The organism is Brevundimonas sp. (genome assembly GCF_041648055.1).
Classification (GTDB): domain Bacteria; phylum Pseudomonadota; class Alphaproteobacteria; order Caulobacterales; family Caulobacteraceae; genus Brevundimonas.
Map to the genome: position 1 here is coordinate 197,182 of NZ_JBAZPS010000001.1, position 19,021 is coordinate 216,202.

Genomic DNA, 19,021 nt, shown 5'->3' on the forward strand with positions numbered 1-19,021 from the left:
GAGTTCAGTGCGCGTGTTTTCCTACTTCTGCATCGTCAATACCCCCGGCAAGCCAGACAGCGAAATCAGCGTCCTAGCGGCTCTTGACGACATCTCGGCCCGGGTCGAGATGACGACTTTGGCGGACAAATGGCCGGGATACGAAACCATCTGCCTGTATCAGGGGGAACGGGCTGTCGCGGTGCTCGGCAACCCTCGCATGGGACTGGCTCTCGAGAGCGTGGTCGATGCGGAACTGGAAGCCGCGCTGGCCACTGCCGCCTGAACAGGGCTGGAATTGACTGCGTGCCTGCCCTAACGACGATGATGGAACCGGGCCAAAACCCGTCGTTCAGGGCCACGAATTGACCGCATCGCCTTCCACTTCCGACCTGATCATGGGCAACCCCGTGGCCCGCGCCTTTGCGATCACGGGCGATGCATGGTCGCAACTGATCCTGCGCGAGGCCTTTTATGGCGTGCGGCGCTTCAGTGTCTGGCGCGAACGGCTGGGCATTCCACGCAGCGTGCTGACGGATCGCCTGCAACGCCTGTCGCAGGCCGGCCTTCTGGAACAACGCGAGGCTACAGGTGGGACCCGCCTCGAGTACCGCTTGACCCCCATGGGCCTGGACATGTTCGGCGTCGCCGTCATGCAGGGGCAGTGGGAGCGAATCTGGGCGCAGTCGCCGCTGCAGGAACGCTATGCCATCGCCTTCTTTGATCGGCAGACCGGCGCGAGACAGACGCCTGTCATCCTGGGGTCCCCTCACGGCCAACCTATCGACGTTCGCCATGTCACCAGCGTTCCCGGTCCCGGCCTGAAGGCCATCCCCGCTCCCACCTCGCGGAGACGCCGAACCCAGCCGATCGAGACGGACAGACCGATCATCGACCGGTCCAGCGACATCATGGGCGACTACTGGAGCTGGGCCGTGCTGGCCGCCGCCTTCTTCCGCCTGCGCCGGTTCGACGAGATGCACGATGCGCTTGGCCTGGCCACCAACATTCTGGCTGACCGGTTGGCACGCATGGTCCTGCACGGGGTGCTGGAGAAGAAGCTGTATCAGACAGCCCCGCCGCGCTTTGAATACCGCCTGACAGAGGCGGGCCTGGCGCTATACCCCATGATCCTGGCGATGCACGGCTGGAGCGAGCGGTGGCTGTGCCCTCCGGGTGAATCGCCTCTGACCCTGGTCGACAGTCGAACCGGAGAGGCTCTGCACCCCGTCGTCTGCGATGCGGCGACCGGCATCCCGCTGGATCCCCGCAATCTGCGCTGGGAAGTCGAAGCGACGAACCCCGCCTGACCTGTGTCAGACGGGGTGCGCTACGGGGTCTGATCCGCCAGATCAGAACGTTTGGGACAGGGCGACACCGAACGAACGGGGCGCGCCGAAGACGCTGAAGCCGATGCCGACGTTCTTGATGATGTGGACCTGATACTCTTCGTCCGTCAGGTTCTTGCCATAGACCGACAGCTTCAGCCCCCCCTCTGATTCCCAGGATGCAAAGGCGCTAAGCAGGCCGTAGGACGGCACCAGGACCTCGGGGTTGTTCGACGGATCGAAGTAGAAGTCGTCTGTCCACTGATAGTCGATCCGGGTGGCCAACGCCCCGCCCCAGACATCCCATTCGCCATCTGCATAGAGGGTGAACTGGCTCTCGGGCGAGCGCGGAAGGACATTGCCGTTGTAGGGTAATGTCAGAGCTCCCGCCGTCGCATCGGACGTGAACTCGGCGTCCAGGCTGGTGTAGGAACCGCCAACAGTGATGTTGTAGGTCAGGGCCAGGGCCGTCTCGATCTCGAAGCCAGACACCTCGGCCGCCGCGTTTGACGCGACCAACGTCAGGCCTAGCAGCTCATTCACCTGCAAGTCGCTGTAGTCCAGCATGAAGGCTGCAGCATTGAAGCGGATACGGTTGTCCCAGAAGGTGGTCTTGGCCCCGATTTCGTAGTTGTCCAGGATTTCGGACCGTATGGGCGTCGCTGCCTGGGCCGCGTTTTGCGCCGCACTGGGGAAGGCCCCTGCCTTGTAGCCGCGATCGTAGCTGACATAGAAGCGCACGTCCTCGACCGGCTCGACCGCCAGGGCCAGACGCCAGGTAGGCTCCTCGAATGTCTCTTCCGCGCTGACCGCGTAAGGTCCACCCGTCGGGCCCAGCGGAATTCCCGGCGGCGGTGCACCGGTCGTGTCGTTGTCCAGGGCAATCTGGCCCACCTCGCGCTTGTCGTGCGTCCAGCGCGCTCCGACCGTCAGTTCCCAGATGTCCGCAAACTCGAATGTGGCCTGGCCGAAGGCGGCATAGCTGCTGTTGGTCGCGTCCTGCAGGAAGGTGACGTCGCCGCCAAAGCTCGGCGGGGCGATCGGCAGGGCAGTCTGGGTGATGAAGGTCTCCGAGCGGTCGATCTGTTCGTTGAAATAGAACAGGCCCGCCACCCACTGGAACGGCGAACTGTCATTGGATGTCAGCCGGAACTCCTGGCTGAACTGGGAGGCCGTCTCGTCGGCCCGGTCATCGACGAACAGCGGGAAGGCAGGAAAGGTCAGCCCTCCCAGATTGTCCCGCCAGCCATAGTCGTTGTGCCGATAGGAGGTCAGGGAGATGAAGTCGAAGGCCTCGGCCTCATACTCGATCCGGCTGGTCAGGCCCCAGTTCTCGCGGTTCTGATAATTATCTGCCGAAGAGAAGCTCTGGCGCACATCCAGGCCCGCTCGCAGGCTGTTGATCAGGGCGACAAAGGCAGGCGCGGTGGCCGAGGTCGTCACCGGAATACGGGCGTGTCCGTCCTGATCGTCCTTGGAGTAATCAGCCCCCAGCAGGATGCGGACCTTGTCGAACTGATGCAGATACTGGCCACGCAGCCCGAAGGTCGAGCCGCCCTGAAGTCCACGCCCTGTCGGGACATTTTCGGCATATCCGTCGTTGGTATTGTACCGGAAGGCCAGTCGCCCGGCTGAGTTGTCGCTCAGTTGCGTATTGAAGAAGCCCTCGACACCGTATTCGTCAAAACTGCCCACGCGCGCCGTCAGCTGCGTCAACTGTTCGAAGGCCGGGGCCTTGGTATAGACGTTGATCGCCCCGCCCGAGGCATTGCGGCCGTACAGGGTGCCTTGCGGTCCACGCAGGATTTCGACCCGCTCCAGATCCAGAAACGCCAGAGAACTGGCCCCTGCACGACCGATCGGGACCTCGTCGATGGACACGCCGATAGAGGGATCGCTGGCCGCTGAGTCGTTCGTCGTACCCACCCCGCGGATGTAGATTTGAGGCTCGCCGATATTGAACTGGGTCAGGGTCACGCCCGGTGCCTTGCCGGCGATGTCGGACAGGCCAGTGGCACTGGTGCGCTCCAGCGTCTCGGCGCTGAAGGCGGTCACCGCGATCGGTACCTCCTGCAGACCCTGTTCGCGGCGCTGGGCCGTGACGACGATCTCTTCCAGAGATGTCGCTTCCTGTGCTGTCGATGCGTCCTGGGCCAGGGCCGGTTGGGCCAGGCCTGCGGCGATGGCCATCACGGCTGCCGACGCGAAATATGCGGTCTTTCTCATTGGTCGCCTCCCTCGTCGGTCCTGGCCCCGTTGATCGGTGGCTCCCCTGACGTCGAGGTAGCTTGCGCTAACGGACCAGATTTGCAAGTCTTTTTACGAAAGCGTCCGCGCCAAAATACAAATTCACATATCGGAGGTCGACATGAGCACACTTCAGGGTCAGGTCGTCGTCGTAACGGGCGCAGGACGAGGACTGGGGCGGGCCTATGCGCTCGATCTGGCCGCCCGTGGAGCCTTCGTAGTGGTCAACACCCGGGATCGTCCAGCGGGCCAGCCCGGCTCGGCACAGTCAGTGGTCGAGGATATCCGTCAGACCGGCGGTATAGCGGAGGCCGCTCCCCTTTCGGTGGAAGAGCCCGATTCCGGAGATCGGCTTCTGGACGCCGCCCTGTCCGCCTTTGGTCGCATCGACGGCCTGCTGAACAATGCCGGAGGTCCCGAGGCCAGAACCCTGCACAAACAGAGCACTGAACAGTTCCGCCAGAATTTCGAGATCAACTTTTTCGGCAGCCTGGCCCCTACCCTGCCAATCTATCGACACATGCGTGAGCAGGGCTCGGGACGCATCCTGATGTCGACCTCCACGGCCGGACTGCACGGTGTGCACGGCATGGCAGCCTATTCGGCATCCAAGGCGGCCCTGATCGGCCTGATGCGTGTCATCGCGCTGGAGGGGGCTTCGCGCGGCGTACGCTGCAACGCCATCGCGCCGTTTGCCGCCACAGGCATGACCGGCGACTATCTGGACGCCGATATGGCCGCACGCATGGCGCCCGAGCGGGTCGCTCCCGTGGCCAGTTGGCTGATGTCGCCCGACTGCTCGCTCAACGGTGAGACCCTGACGGCCGGCGCGGGTCGCGTGCGTCGTGCGGCCCGGATCGAAGGGGGCGGTCTCGAATTCCTGCCCGGTTATGGCCCCGATGACTTGGCCGCCCATGTCGATACCCTGCTGTCGCTCGACGGCTGGGCGACCTTCGATGAAGGTCAGGCAGGGTTCGATCACCTGATGGCTGCCGACCTGCCCCGGATCAAACCCGATTGACTTGCGTTAAGCGACCGAACTGCTCATAGTCCTATCGCACCACCCTGTCAGGAGTTCTCCCATGGCCGACGACGCGTCGATCGCACGCCGTATCGAGACCGGAAACCTGTCCGATCTCAACCTGTTGAACCCTTATGTTCAGGGTGCCTACGAGCCTGTCGCGCGTGAAACGACCGCTGACGACCTGCCCGTGATCGGCGAAATTCCGCTCGATCTCTACGGGGCCTTCTATCGTAACGGCCCCAATCCGGCCGCCGCGCCGCAAGGCCTGCATCACTGGTTCGATGGCGACGGCATGCTTCACGCCATCTGGTTCGAGAACGGCAAGGCGCGGTACCGCAACCGATTCATCAAGTCGCCCGACCACGTCGCAGACCTCAACGGCGGCTGTGGGGCGGGCGGCGTCCTCTACCCCTCGACCCGCGCCGACCCGACCTCCACACGGGGTGACCGGGTCTACAAGGACACCGCCAATACGGACGTCGTCCTGCACAACGGCAGCCTGATGGGTCTGTGGTACATTTCTGGACAGCCGGTCCGCGTCGATGCCCGCACCCTTGAAACCATCGGCGTGGAGAACTTCGGCGGAGCCTTGCCCCGCCACGTCTCGGCCCATTCCAAGGTCGATCCGGTGACGGGCGAGTTCGTCTTTTTCGACTATTCGCTCTACGAACCCTGGATGACGTTCGGGACGGTCAGTGCCGACAACCGGCTGACCCATTTCCAGAAGGTCGACCTGCCTGGCCCCCGCCTGCCCCACGACATGGGGCTGACGGAAAACTTCGTCATCCTGCACGACCTGCCCGTGGTCTTCAGCGAGGGTGGGCTGAAGCGGTCGATGTGGCAGATCCATTTCGCCGATCAGCCCGCCCGCTTTGGCGTCGTCCCGCGCACGGGCCGCGGTGATCAGATCCGCTGGTTCGAGACCGACAGCTGCTACATCTATCACGTCGTCAACGCCTGGGAGGATGGCGATGAGGTGGTCATGACCGCCTGCATGATGGTGCCGAACGGCTATCCGCCCAACCCCGCCTATGGCCCCTATGCCCCCATGGTAAATGTGCTGGCCCTCAATGCCGTGCCGGTCGAATGGCGCATGAACATGAAGACCGGCCAGGTGAAGAAGCGCCAGCTGGACGACCGCATCGGCGAGTTCCCGGCGATCAATCAGGACTATGCATCGCGCAAGACCCGCTGGTCCTATCACGTAGCCATGTCGAAGACAGAACTTCAGCGCTTTGCGGGCCTGTACAAGTACGACCTCGTCACCGGCGAGGCGAAAACCCATCTGTACGAACCCACGATGTTCGGCTCCGAACCCGCCTTCGCGCCGCGCATCGGGTCCAGGAGCGAGGACGATGGCTATGTCATCGCCTTCGTCACCGACGAGAACACCGGTAAGTCCGAGGTTCAGGTGATCGACGCCCAGAATTTCGAGGCGGGCCCCGTCGCGCGGGTCATGTTGCCCGCCCGCGTTCCCGCCGGTTTCCACGGGACCTGGGCGCGCGGCGATCAGATAGCAGCCTGAGTCCAGAGAGCATCCATGACCGCCTATATCCACGACGCCGTTCGTACCGCCCGCGGCAAGGCCCGGCCCGACGGGGGTCTGGCCAGCCTGAAGCCGCATGAGCTGGTCGGTGGCCTGATCGACGCGCTGGAGGCCCGAGGTCACCCTGCCCGCAACGCCAATGCCCTGATCCTGGGCTGTGTCGGTCAGGTCGGAGCGCAGGGAGCCAATGTCGCCTTGGTCACCAAACTGCATGCGGGCCTGCCTGACGACAGTCCGGCCTACAGCCTGAACAACTATTGCGTCTCGGGCCTGACAGCGATCGGTCAGGCGGCGGGTCTCGTTGAGACGGGTCAGGCTGACAGCGTCCTGGCGGGCGGGGTCGAGATGATGTCCCGTGTGGGCTTCATGGCTGACAAGGCGGATTATTATGAGGATTCCAGCTTCCCGACCCGCACCCGCTACATCCCCGTGGTCGTCGCCGCCGACCGGTTGGCCGAGGACATCGGCGTCAGTCGCGAAGAGATGGACGCCGCCGCCCTGAGCTCCCAGCAGCGCACCGCCGCAGCCGAAGGCACACCTCTCGTCGCATCACGGATCGTCGTGAACGGCCTGGACCGCGAAGAAGCAGCCCGTGCCACGACCACAGCCGAAAGCCTGGCGGCCATGCCTGCAGCCTTTGCGCCTTTGGGTGAGCAGTATGTTGAGGCCTTGGGCGGCCGAACCCTCGACCACCGTCACACCGTCGCCCACGCTCCGCCCATGTGCGACGGGGCGGGCCTGGCACTGGTCACAGGCAAGGCCGAAGGCGCACGCGCACGCATCGTCTCCTGGGCCGAATCTGGCGGCGACCCCGTCGCCTCCCTGACCGCCGGCTTTACGGCGATGGACAGGGCTCTGGAGCGGGCCAATCTGACCTTGGCGGACATGGACCGGATCGAGTTCATGGAGGCCTTTGCCGTCACCATCGTCAAATTCATGCGCGAGCGTGAGGTCGATGCGGACAAGGTCAATGTTGGCGGTGGGCATCTCGCCAAGGGCCATCCCATGGGGGCGACCGGGGCCATCCTGGTGTCCTCCCTGCTGGATGCACTGGATGCCTGTGACGGGCGCTATGGGCTGGTCGTGACGGCGGGGGCCCAGGGCGTCGGTTCGGCCATGGTGGTGGAGCGGATGTCCTGACCATGGACGGCTCCAGCCCCCTCGCCGATCGCCGTACCGCCCTCATCGCCAGACACGCGCCCCTGATCGACGCCGCCATTGCCGCCGTCGAGACACGGCAGGCCTGGTCGCCGTTCAAGGATTCGCCGTCCACGAAGATCCACGGCCCGGACAAGCCGGTGGCGGGCAAGGCAGCCTTCGAGGCCCAGCTGAACCGGCCCTTTGACCTCGATCAGCCAGGCATCAGGGGCCGTGCGGGTGAAGAAGTGTCGCCCTACACCCAGACCCCGCTGGGCATCACCTACCCGGTCAGCGATCCGCAAGCCCTGATCGACGCCGCCCACGCCGCCTGGCCAGACTGGCGCACCGCAGATCCCGAATTGCGTGTCGCCCTGTGCGCCGAGATGGCTCAGCGGCTTTATGAGACCAATTTCGAAATGGCTCATGCCGTCATGCATGTGGCCGGGCAGAGCTACACCCAGGCCTTCAGCGGTTCGGGTCCAAACGCGCTCGACCGCGGCATCGAGGCCCTGGCCTTTGCCGCCAAGTCCATGCGTGCTGTCGCCCCCCGCGCCACCTGGCACCGCGACTTCGCCGGCGAGGCGGTGGCGCTGGACAAGACCTATGTCCTGGTTCCGCGGGGCATCGGACTGGTCATCTGCTGCGCCAGCTTTCCGACCTGGAACGCCTATCCGGCCATGTTCGCCAGCCTGGCGACAGGCAACCCCGTCATCATCAAACCTCATCCCATCGCCGTCCTGCCCATGGCCATCGTGGTGCGCGAGTGTCGCCGCGTGCTGGCCGATCACGGCTTCGACCCCAACCTGGTCACCCTAGCCGTCGACACCCTGGCCGAGCCGGTTGCCCAGCTTCTGGTCGATCACCCCGCCATCCAGATCGTCGACTTCACCGGCAGCCCCCGATTCGGCGGCCATCTGGAGCGGACGGTGACAGGCAAGCTGCTTTTCACCGAGACGGCGGGCGTGAACTCCGTGGTGATCGAGTCGGTGACCGACCTGAACGCCGTCGCCCGCGCCATCGCCCGATCTTCCAGCCTGTTCTCGGCCCAGATGTGCACCAGCCCGCAGGTGCTCTACGTCGCGCCTGCCTTGGCTGATCGCTTTGGTAGGGCCTTGGTCGAACAGATCGACGCCATCGCCGCCGACCCCGCCCAGGCCGCCGGAATCATGGGCGCCATTCAGGGCAGCGTCAGCCTGAAGGCCGTCGCCGACGTGCGGGCCACTGTCGAGAACCGTACTGATGTCCAGGTGCTGCGTGAGGCCGCGCCCTATGCCCACCCGCAGTTTCCGAATGCCCGCACCCTGACGCCCCTGGTCGTCGCGGTCGAAGGCTCGGCCCCCGACCTCTACGCCGAGGAGCATTTCGGGCCGGTGTTGTTCGTCGTGACGATGGAGGGCGACGCAGCGGTGCGCGAGACTACGGACCTGGCCCGGACGCATGGAGCCATCTCGACCTACCTCTATTCGACCGACGAAGGCTTCATCGACCGGGCGACGCCACTATACGAAGCAGCCGGGGCCAATCTGTCGATCAATCTGACCGGGGCGATGTGGATCAACTTCGCCGCCGCCTATAGCGACTATCACGTCACGGGGCTGAACCCTGCGGGTAATGCGTGTCTGGCCGACGCGGCCTTCGTCGCCTCGCGGTTCCGCATCGTACAGCGACGACGGCCTGCGACCGCATGAGCCGACCTGCGTTCATTGCCGGCATTTCCATGACGGCGCTGGGCAAGCGCCCGGACGACAGCGTCAAAACCCTGACCGCCGAGGCTGTGACGGCGGCTTTGAAGGATGCAGGTGCCAGCACCGGTGACATCCAGGCGGCCTGGTTCTCGAACACGCGTCAGCCCATGCTGGAGGGACAGAACACGGTACGCGGCCAGATCGCCCTGCGCGGCCGGGGCATCACCGGCATACCCATCGTCAATGTCGAGAACGCCTGCGCCTCCGGCTCGACCGCCCTGCTTCAGGCGCTGCACTGGATCCGCGCCGGCGCGGGCGACATCGCCCTGGTGGTCGGTGCCGAAAAGATGGTCTTTCCCGACAGCCCCGATCGCGTCGCCGCTGCGTTTGCGGGCGGGACCGACATCCATGACCGCGAGGGTGTGCTGGCCTATATCCAGAGGATGGGCGGCGAAGCTCCGAGCGAGGGACGCAGCCTGTTCATGGACCTGTATGCCGCTCAGGCCCGCGCCCACATGGACCGATATGGCTCGACCCAGATCGACCTGGCCCGGATCGCCGCCAAGAACCATACCGCCGCCGCTCTGAACCCCAAATCCCAGTATCGCACGCCGATGACGGTGGATCAGGTCCTGGCAGACAAGCCTATCGTGTATCCCTTCACGCGCGCCATGTGCGCCCCCGTCAGTGACGGGGCAGCGGCCATGATCGTCTGCTCCGAGGCGGGCCTGGCGCGACTGTCGGCTCAGTCACGCGCCGTGCGCATCCGCGCCTGTGCCCTGGTCAGCGCCACTGATCGCGCGCCGGACGATTTCGCCCATCACATCGGCCGTCGCGCTGCCTTGGCCGCCTATGAGGAGGCAGGCCTGGGCCCCGAGGCCATCGACGTCGCGGAGGTCCATGACGCCACCAGCTATGCCGAGTTGCAGCAGATCGAAAACCTGGGCCTGGCCGAGCCCGGGAGCGTCGGCGCGGGCCTGATTGCCGGTGACTTTGCGCTGGGTGGCCGCTCGCCTGTAAATGTCTCCGGCGGTCTGGTCGCCAAGGGGCACCCGGTCGGCGCGACTGGCATCGGACAGTTGTACGAACTCGTCACCCAGCTCCGTGGCGAGGCCGGGTCGCGTCAGGTCGCAAGCGCCCGTATCGCCATCGCTGAAAATGGGGGCGGTTTTCTGGGCGTCGAGGAGGCGGCTACCGTCGTGACCATACTGGAGCGCTCGGCATGAACCCGGTTCATGCGCTCTATGACAATCTGCCCTCCAAGGCCGAACGCCCCGCCATCCATGACGGCGACTTCTGCCTCACACACGCCGACCTGATCGCCCATGTCGAGCAAGCGGCCAGCGACCTGATCCACCGCGGCATCGCGCCGGGTCACCGTGTAGGTCTGTGCGCCACAAACAGCTGGCGACACGTCGTCGGCTATTTGGCCATCCTGCGTGCCAATGCCGTCTGGGTGCCGCTTAATCCTCGCAATGGTGCGGGCCTGAATACCGATCTGCAGGCGCGCGCCGGACTGGCCATGACGCTGCACGACACGGCCTCCGTCGTGGCGGCGGGCCAGACGACGACCGCCCTGAATATCGACGACTGGATCGAAGCGCCCTTACCGACAAACACCCCCGCCCTGCCCCCGATCCTCGACGACCGGTATGCCACCTTCGCCATCAAGTTCACCGGCGGCTCGACCGGCACGCCCAAGGGCGTCGTCCAGAGCCAGGCCAGCGCCGCCGCTGCCATGGCGTCGCTCAACACCCTTTACGATTTTCGTGCCGACGACGTGAACCTGGCCGTGGCACCGCTGACGCATGGAGCCTCGCACTACATCCTGCCGGTCCTGGCGGCGGGCGGGGCTCACGTGCTGCTGGGCGAGCCATCGCGGGAGGCCATCCTCAACGAACTGAAAATGCGCGTCAGCATCGTCTTCATGCCGCCCACCCTGATCTATCTGCTGATGGCCGAGGCGGCGTTCGAGCCGCATGACCTGCCCCGATTGCGTCACCTGACCTATTCCGCCGCACCCATGCCGCCCGCCCGCATCGCACAGGCCATCGCCCGCTTCGGGCCGGTGCTTGGCACCCTCTACGGCCAGACCGAGGCCCCCATGACCATCGCGGCCCTGACGCCAGCGCAGATGCAGAACCCGACACTGCACGCCTCGGTCGGCCAGGCCTTCGAGAGCACACCGATGGGTGTCCTGTGCGACGATGGTCAGGTCCGCACCGCCAGTGCCGAGGGCGAGGTCGTGGTCAAGGGCGACCTGGCCTCGACCACCTATCTGGGCGATGCCACCCAGACCGCTCAGGCCCGTCATGGAGACTGGCTGAAGACCGGCGACATCGGGCGGCTGGATGCCGACGGCCACCTGTTCCTGCTCGGCCGGTCGAAGGAGATGATTATATCCGGCGGCTACAACATCTATCCCGCCGAGGTGGAAACCGCCCTGGCGGCTCATCCCAATGTGCGCGAGGCCTGCGCCTTCGGCGTCGAGGACGCGACCTGGGGCGAGCGGCTGGAGGCGGCGGTGGCCCTGCACGATCCGTCCGGCGACCTCGCAGACCTGACGGCCTTCGTGCGCGACCGCATCGGGCCGGTCCGTACCCCCAAGACCCTGCATCGCCTGGACGCCCTGCCTCGCAACCCGGTGGGCAAGGTCGTGCGTGCGGACGTGATTCAACTGGTCCACCCGGCGACAAGACCGGGAGGCCTCAGGACGGAAATACTGGAGACAGCACCATGATCGTGGTCCCTCAGGAACGCATTCAAGACTTCAAGGCCAGGGGCTGGTGGGGCAACACCACCCTGGACGATCTGTTCCTGAAGCATGTCCGCGAGCGACCTGACGACGAGGCCTGCGTCGATCCCGTCAATGCCGCCGCCATCGTCGGCGGCGTCGGCGACCGGCTGACCTGGCGCGAGACCGGCATCGCCGTGGACCGGATGGCCGCTGTCCTGCACGCCCATGGTATCGGCAAGGACGATGTGGTGGTCATTCAGCTGCCCAACATCATCGAGCTGGGGATCGCCTATCTGGCCCTGATCCGCCTGGGTGCGATCATCAGCCCGGCCCCGGTTCAATATCGCGAGCACGAGCTGGGCTATATCATCGAAAAGACGGAGGCCGTCGCGGCCATCACCGCCGACCGCATCGGCAAGCATCAGCACGGCGGCATGCTGATGGCGGTCAAGACCAGGGCCCCGACCATGCGCCACGTCTTCGTCCTGGGCGAGACCTGCCCGGCCGGGGCCATCGATCTGGAACCCCTGCTGGACGCGGTCGACGGCAAACAGCATCGCGCGGCCCAGAAGGCGTCCAAGTCCGCCCGCATCACCGCCGACGACATCGTCACCATCTGCTGGACCTCGGGCACCGAGGCCCAGCCCAAGGGTGTCCCGCGCAGCCACAATGAGTGGATCATCATGGGCGAGGGCGTGGTCGATGCCGCCGACCTGACGCCGGGCATGCGGCTGTTGAACCCGTTTCCCATGGTCAACATGGCCGGTATCTCGACCAGCTTCGTCAGCTGGCTGTTGCTGGGCGCGACCCTGGTCCAGCACCAGCCGTTCGACCTGGCCGTCTTCCTGCAGCAGATCCGTGACGAGAAGATCGACTACACCGTCGCCCCGCCCGCCATCCTGAACCTGCTGCTTCAGAACGAGGCGTTGCTGGAAGGCATCGACTTCGGGCGGTTGAAATCCATCGGCTCCGGCTCCGCCCCTCTGTCGGAATGGATGGTTCGGACGTTCCACGAGAAGTACGGCGTCCAGATCGTCAACTATTTCGGCTCCAACGAGGGGGCCTCCTTCCCCAGCGCCTGGCAAGACGTCCCCTCCCCCTCCGACCGCGCCGTTTTCTTTCCTCGACTGGGTGAAGGCCGAAAGTGGAAGGCGAAACTGCACGACCGCATCTTCACCCGCCTGGTCGATCCCGAAACCGAGCAGGAGATCACCGAGGGCGGCAAACCCGGCGAGCTGCGCGTCAAGGGTGCGACCGTGTTCTCGGGCTACTGGCAGGCACCCGACATCAACGCCCGTGCCTTCGATGCCGACGGCTGGTTCCGCACCGGTGACCTGTTCGAGCTGGCGGGTGACGAACTGCAGTTCATTCGCTTCGTCGGCCGACTGAAGGACGTGATCATCCGCGGCGGCATGAACATCTCGTCCGAGGAAATCGAGGGCCATCTGGCCGGTCACCCGGCCGTGGCCGAAGCCGCCGTCGTCGGTGCACCAGACCCCAATCTGGGCGAGCGACTGGCCGCCTTCGTCGTCTTCAAGCCGGACCAGACGGCGAGCCTGGAGGAGATCAACCGCTTCCTGACCCAGGACAAGCAGATTGCCGTCTACAAGCAGATCGAGCGACTGGAAACCATCGCCGCCCTGCCCCGCAATCCCGTCGGCAAGGTTCTGAAGCGAGAGCTGCGGGACCAGCTCGGCAGCGGCGTGTCTGCGTGAACCAGGGGACCGATCAGGCCGAGGCCACCTTCCATCTAGACCCGTCAGAGGACGGGCTGACGCTTGCGCGGCGCTGGATGGCGGCTGGCTATGCCGGCGGCTTTCCCGAACGGCTGCGTTCTCGCCCGATCGCACTGGAGCGGGGGTACATCCGGCTGGAATGCACCCTCGATCCGGGCCACGCCAACTTCGTAGGCCTGGTCCACGGCGGGGTGACGGCGTCTCTGGTCGACATGGCAGGCGGCGGGGCGGCCATGACCCTGCTGAAACCGGGCGAGACTCTCCTGTCCACCGACCTGACCCTGCGCTTCATCAACGCCGCCCCGATCAGCGGCAATGCCCTGATCGCGGAAGGCCGGGCCGTGCATCAGGACGCGCGCAAGGTCGTCGTTGATGTCACGGTCACCACACCCGAGGACCTGCTGATCGCCCACGGCACGGTCGGCGTCTCGATCCGCCGGCCGCGCGCCTGATCTAGTCCGCGACCACCACCAGCGGACCGGGCGGATCGGCGTACAGCGCTTCCAGATCACCCGGCCGATTGTCCAGCACCGCCCGGCGATTGACCGTGCCCTTGTCCGATAGCTCATGCGCATTTGGATTGGGCGGCGTCAGCAGCAAGCCAAGCCGGGCAATCCGGCTGCTGCTGCCTTTCTGGCTGGCATTGTGCGTCGTCAGGCGCGACCTCAAAGCCTCTACTAACGCCCCCGATTGAAGCGCCTCGGTCACTGGCACGCCCAGCTCCCGTGCCACCCCGTCCGGCGACGGCCAGGCCAGCAGGCCCAGATACGGCCGGTTGTCGTCGCACACCGCCACCTCGGCGATCAACGGCGACAGCGCCTTCAGCGCCGCATCCCGAACGGCTCCACCAGAGACCCATACGCCGGAATCCAGTTTGAACTCCTCGGCCGCTCGCCCGGCGAAGGCCACACCCCGTGTCGGGTCTGCGGGATCGACGAAGGTGACCAGATCGCCGGTGCGGTAGAAGCCCTCCTCATCAAAGACCTGTGCATTGCGCACCGGGTCGTCCAGATAGCCTGCTGTGACGCTGGGCCCCGCGATGCGTAGTTCATACCGATGATCGTGCGGCACCAGCTTGATCGTGGTCCCCGGCAGTGGCAGCCCCAGGCTGACCCGGTCGGTATACTCATAGCCCGCCATAATGCCGGACGTGGTCTCGGTCGCGCCGTAAGCCGAGGGCATCAGGATGCGGTGTCCCGTCTCGGCCACGGCCATGGCCTGGATGCGATCCATCACGGGCTGGGCCAGGGCGGCTCCACCGAACAGCATGATCCTCAGCTCCGAAAAGAACATCCGGCGCAGGTCCGCATCCGCCTCCAGCGCATCGGCCAGCAAGGCATAGCCCAGCGGTACATTGACGTAGTAGCGGACCGGCTGTTCCTTCAGATTGCGGATCGACAGGTCGAACAGACCCGGCATCGGCTTGCCGTCATCGATGTAGAATTCGCCGCCCGACAGCAGCGTCGCCCGCAAGACCGCCGCTCCCGCCACATGGTGCCACGGCATCCAGTTCAGCACCTTGTCCGTCCAGTTCAGCCGCGTCAGCTGTCCGCCCGACGCCGTATTGGCCGCGAGGTTCGACAGGCTGGCCGCCACGGCCTTGGGCAGGCCTGTGGAACCGGACGTCAGCATATATTGGACGATCTTCTCCGGCTTCAGCGCCTCGATACTGGCTCCGACAGCCTCGGTCGGCTCGGTCTCAAGCACACTTTTCAGGGTCACCGTCTCGCGGCTCAGCACCTCCGGCGTGCCGGTGATCACGATGGCGTCGCCCAGGTCCAGCCCGTCGATCGCCGCCGCCACCGCCCGCGCATCCTCGATGAAGACCACCGCGGGCCGGACCAGAGACAGCACATGTCGCAACCGCCCCAGATCACCACCCACCAGCGCCAGCAAGGGGCTGACCGGCGCGCTGATGGCGGGCGACGCCAGCGTCCCGAACAGAAACGCCGCCATGGCCGGGGAATTGGATCCCATCATCAGCACCGGCCCTGTCACGCCCCGGTCGATCATCCACTGGGTTACGCCATCGCACTGACGCTTCAGAGCGCCATAGGAGACCGTCTGCCAGTCGCCCGTGCCGCCTTCGCGCCGATGCAGGGCCGGGGCTTGCGGCTGACGTGCCGCCACCTCTGCAAAGGCACGCGGCATGTTGAAATCATGGTCCTTCAGCGCAGTGCGCGAGGCGATGCGATAGATGCCATCCTGAACCTGCACATCCAGATCGACAGGCAGCAGTTCCGCCTCACGCCAAGGTGCCGTCGATCCGTCCATGAACTCTCTCCCGTGACACTCTGCGATGTCTGGCGACAGCTTCACGGCATCGGCCCCTCAGGTCAATTGCGTTGACGGACCAAATCGCACCGATGGCTCACAGCGGCCCGCGAAAGATGAACCAGGCCCCGGCGATGATCAGGACAAACCCCACCGCATGGTTCATCGTCAGCTTCTCGCCCAGAAAGCTGACCGAAAAGACGGCAAACACGATCAGGGTAATCACCTCCTGCATCGTCTTCAGCTCTGCCGTCGAATAGACCGCATGACCGATCCGATTGGCCGGTACCGCCAGACAGTATTCGAACAGGGCAATGCCCCAGCTGACGATCACCACCAGCCAGAGCGGCTTTGAGCCGAACTTCAGATGGCCGTACCAGGCGAGCGTCATGAAGACGTTCGACGCGATCAGCATCAGGACAGGGGCAATGTGGGCAAATGAGATCGGCATGAAATCCCCGGCTTGCGTCAAAGCCGTTGCGCCATCATAAGGGCCGCCGCGTCAAGCGGACGCCGGCTTAGCTCAGTTGGTAGAGCGCCAGTTTTGTAAACTGGATGTCGCGGGTTCGATTCCTGCAGCCGGCACCATTTTTCAGTGCCTGAGTCTGCAAACGTTTTCAGTGCCAGACAGTCTGCTGTGATGGAATCCAGCCGCCGTCATCCGTCTTCGCCTTGCGGCGCGCTCGCTTTCCCGCACTTTCGGACTCCGGGTTGCATCACGAACGGGCCTGTCGGCAGGCAAGGTCCCGCTGATGCGGGAGGAGCAAACTCGAGGCGGCTTCAGTCAGCCGGAACCAGGCAACTGCTGCTGCTGTCGTTGCTGGTCAGCCTGATGTCAGCCAGAGAGACTTGTGCAGGACTGGCCGATGTAAGGGCGAAGGGCGTATCGACGGCCGCCACATTCGAGCGTTCACCATCGAAACAGGCCAGCCGCAAGCGGACGGCTTGCCATGTCCCCGGTGCCGCTCCGTCCAGAACCGATCCTATATCAACCCGCTGTCGCCCGAAGCCGACCTCGATGGGCCCGGAGGATGCGGCATCCAGGCGTATCGAGAATGCCAGCACCATGTCACCATTGCGCTGACGCGACAGATCGACGGGCGGCCCCGTCACGAGCGCTTCGGCTGGACCTGTGAATTTCAGCGCCATCGCGCTTTCCTGCGCTGTCCCATCAGTTGGACGAACCGTCACAGCTCCGCGCGGACTGGCTCCGGTGAGCACCGTGCCGACACGGCTTTCTCCCCCCTCGTCACGCAGCATCAACGACCACGGTGCCTGGATACGACCGTCAGCAAAATAGCCGTCCAGGTTGACGCGCGCCACGGTCACCCCCGGATCTTCAGGCAGCGTCTCCACTCTGGCTGGGGCCCCGTAGCTCAGCCCATCGCCATAGGCGAACTGGGGAGCATAGCCCGGCCCACCCACGTTCAGCATGTCCTGGCCGGCATTTCGAGGCCAGGAGAATGAAAGGCGGCCCGTAAAGTCATACGACGCACGCCCGTCGCGACCAGCCACCAGCACATCGGCCACGCCCGCGCCCTCGGTTCCCGGCAGCCAGGCGGCGACGAAGGCGTCGGAGGCGTTGATCTCGGGATTGGTCCAGAGGGGGCGTCCGCTGAGGAACACCGAGACGGTCGGAATGCCCGCCGCCTTGTATCGGCGGAGCAGCTCCAGCGGCTCTTCGGGCGCGAAGTCCAGGGTTTCGATATCGCCCTGGAACTCGGCATAGGGCGTCTCGCCGAAGACCACGATCGCGACGTCCGGACGGGTCTGGAACGATCCATCGGCGCTAAGTTCAGCCGTCCCGCCTGCCTGGGTCACCGCTGTTTCCAGACCGGCCCAGATAGAGGTGCCGCCGGGGAAGTCGGCATTGGTGGTGTCGGTGCCCTGCCAGCTGACGGTCCAGCCGCCGGACGCTTGCCCGATCGAGTCCGCCGCCTCTCCGGCGACCAGAACGCGTGCGCCCGGACGGATGGGCAGCACGCCTTCGTTCTTCAGCAGTACCAGCGACTTGCGTACCGCCTCGCGGGCCAGGGCGCGATGATCGGCGGAACCCAGAATATCGGTCCGGCCTTCCAGCGAGCGGTCGCGGTCGAAGACGCCCAGCTTGAACTTGACCCGAAGGATGCGGCGCACGGCGTCGTCGATCCTGGCGGCAGGGATTTCCCCAGACTGCGCCTGGGCCAGGGTGTTGGTGTAGAGCCCGCGCCAACTGTCGGGGGCCATGAACATATCCAGCCCGGCATTGATGGCCTCGGCACAGCTTTCGTTGCTGCAACCCGGGATCTGACCGTGGGCGTTCCAGTCACCGACGACGAAGCCCTCGAACCCCATCCGCTCCTTCAGCACATCGGTCAGCAGCGACCGGTTGCCGGTGATCTTGACCCCGTTCCAGCTGGAGAACGACGCCATGACCGTCAGCACGCCCTCATCGATGGCGGGCACATAGCCCTGGGCGTGGATGGCGATCAGCTCGGCTTCGGAGATCACAGCATCGCCCTGATCCACACCGTTGGCCGTGCCGCCGTCAGCCAGGAAATGCTTGGCTGAGCCGGCGATGCGATCGGCGGCGAGAGGTCTGCCCTCCACCAGGGCTCCTTGTAGGCCGAGGGTCATCGGTCCGGCATAGCTGGTGACGATCTCGGGATGTTCGCCATAGCCTTCATACGCCCGGCCCCAGCGGTCATTGCGGGGCACGGCCAATGTCGGTCCGAAGGTCCAGTCCGCGCCCGAGGCCGCAACCTCCCGGGCCGTGGCGGCACCGATCCGCTCGATCAGGTCCGGATCGCGGGCGGCCCCCAGGCCGATGTTATGCGGAAACAGCGTCGCACCGACGATGTTGTTGTGGCCGTGCACGGCGTCGATGCCGAACATCAGAGGCACCGCAGCGCCGGGACGGCTGGCGGCAGCTTCGCGGAAGGCCACAGACAAGGCGACCCAGTCGGCCAGCGGTGCCCGCTCGTTCGCCGCCGGGGCCGAGTTGCCGCCCGCCAGGATGGAGCCGATGGGGTAGCGGGCCAGATCGGCGGGGGTGATGGCGCCGATGTCGGCCTGGATCAGTTGGCCAACCTTCTCCTCCAGCGTCATGCGCTCCATCAGTTCAGTGATAGCGGCCTCGGTACGGGCATCGGTGATCGCTGTCGGGCTGGCAGCGACAGGCCAAGCGGACGGGTCGGCCACGGCCGTCTGCGGATCGCTGGCTTCGGCGGTCTGCGCCGTCGACACACTCCCCATCATGAGCACGGCCAGGGCTGCGGCACAGAGAAGCGCTGGACGGGACGCGGTCATGATCGGCCTCGATACTGAAAAAGAAGTGGCGGCACAG

Annotated in this window: 14 protein-coding genes and 1 tRNA gene; 11 read left to right on the forward strand and 4 right to left on the reverse strand. The window is 65.3% G+C overall.

Annotated elements, in window-relative coordinates:
- Window positions 1-7: 7 nt before the first annotated feature.
- Window positions 8-265: a hypothetical protein gene (locus WC585_RS00880; protein WP_373255641.1), complete on the forward strand. Its 258-nt coding sequence runs from the start codon at window positions 8-10 to the stop codon at window positions 263-265.
- Window positions 266-344: 79 nt separating this feature from the next.
- Window positions 345-1,289, forward strand: coding sequence for a winged helix-turn-helix transcriptional regulator (locus WC585_RS00885; protein WP_373255642.1), 945 nt, complete (start codon window positions 345-347; stop codon window positions 1,287-1,289).
- A 42-nt stretch (window positions 1,290-1,331) separates the two neighbouring features.
- Here the strand turns inward: WC585_RS00885 and WC585_RS00890 are convergent, their stop codons facing one another.
- Window positions 1,332-3,533, reverse strand: coding sequence for a TonB-dependent receptor (locus tag WC585_RS00890; protein WP_373255643.1), 2,202 nt, complete (start codon window positions 3,531-3,533; stop codon window positions 1,332-1,334).
- Between the two features lie 142 nt (window positions 3,534-3,675).
- Here WC585_RS00890 and WC585_RS00895 point away from each other — a divergent pair, with 142 nt between their 5' ends.
- From WC585_RS00895 to WC585_RS00930, 8 genes are all read left to right on the forward strand, one after another.
- Window positions 3,676-4,575, forward strand: coding sequence for an SDR family NAD(P)-dependent oxidoreductase (locus WC585_RS00895; RefSeq protein WP_373255644.1), 900 nt, complete (start codon window positions 3,676-3,678; stop codon window positions 4,573-4,575).
- 61 nt (window positions 4,576-4,636) lie between these two features.
- On the forward strand, window positions 4,637-6,103 hold the full coding sequence (locus tag WC585_RS00900; protein ID WP_373255645.1) for a carotenoid oxygenase family protein: 1,467 nt from the start codon (window positions 4,637-4,639) through the stop codon (window positions 6,101-6,103).
- Window positions 6,104-6,118: 15 nt separating this feature from the next.
- A complete protein-coding gene (locus WC585_RS00905) occupies window positions 6,119-7,264 on the forward strand; it encodes an acetyl-CoA C-acyltransferase (protein ID WP_373255646.1) in 1,146 nt (381 codons plus the stop codon).
- Between the two features lie 2 nt (window positions 7,265-7,266).
- On the forward strand, window positions 7,267-8,952 hold the full coding sequence (locus WC585_RS00910; RefSeq protein WP_373255647.1) for an aldehyde dehydrogenase family protein: 1,686 nt from the start codon (window positions 7,267-7,269) through the stop codon (window positions 8,950-8,952).
- Window positions 8,949-10,175 (forward strand): thiolase family protein, encoded by a 1,227-nt coding sequence (locus WC585_RS00915; RefSeq protein ID WP_373255648.1) that lies wholly within the window; start codon window positions 8,949-8,951, stop codon window positions 10,173-10,175. The genes WC585_RS00910 and WC585_RS00915 overlap by 4 nt, the downstream gene beginning before the upstream one ends.
- Window positions 10,172-11,689, forward strand: a complete 1,518-nt coding sequence (locus WC585_RS00920) for a class I adenylate-forming enzyme family protein (protein ID WP_373255649.1) — start codon at window positions 10,172-10,174, stop codon at window positions 11,687-11,689. The genes WC585_RS00915 and WC585_RS00920 overlap by 4 nt, the downstream gene beginning before the upstream one ends.
- Entirely contained in the window at window positions 11,686-13,401 is a 1,716-nt protein-coding gene (locus tag WC585_RS00925) for a class I adenylate-forming enzyme family protein (protein WP_373255650.1), read from the forward strand. Before WC585_RS00920 ends, WC585_RS00925 begins: the two co-directional genes overlap by 4 nt.
- Window positions 13,398-13,874, forward strand: a complete 477-nt coding sequence (locus WC585_RS00930) for a PaaI family thioesterase (protein WP_373255651.1) — start codon at window positions 13,398-13,400, stop codon at window positions 13,872-13,874. Before WC585_RS00925 ends, WC585_RS00930 begins: the two co-directional genes overlap by 4 nt.
- 1 nt (window position 13,875) lies before the next feature.
- On the opposite strand, the gene WC585_RS00935 is transcribed toward WC585_RS00930, so the two are convergent.
- Together WC585_RS00935 and WC585_RS00940 are read right to left on the reverse strand one after the other, a co-directional pair.
- Complete coding sequence (locus WC585_RS00935) at window positions 13,876-15,696, reverse strand: AMP-binding protein (protein ID WP_373255652.1); 1,821 nt, start codon at window positions 15,694-15,696, stop codon at window positions 13,876-13,878.
- 97 nt (window positions 15,697-15,793) lie between these two features.
- Complete coding sequence (locus tag WC585_RS00940; protein ID WP_373255653.1) at window positions 15,794-16,147, reverse strand: DMT family protein; 354 nt, start codon at window positions 16,145-16,147, stop codon at window positions 15,794-15,796.
- 61 nt (window positions 16,148-16,208) lie between these two features.
- On the opposite strand from WC585_RS00940, the gene WC585_RS00945 reads away from it, so the two are divergent.
- Window positions 16,209-16,284, forward strand: a tRNA-Thr gene (locus tag WC585_RS00945).
- Between the two features lie 192 nt (window positions 16,285-16,476).
- Here WC585_RS00945 and WC585_RS00950 read toward each other — a convergent pair.
- A complete protein-coding gene (locus WC585_RS00950) occupies window positions 16,477-18,984 on the reverse strand; it encodes an exo 1,3/1,4-beta-D-glucan glucohydrolase (RefSeq protein WP_373255654.1) in 2,508 nt (835 codons plus the stop codon).
- Window positions 18,985-19,021: the final 37 nt, after the last annotated feature.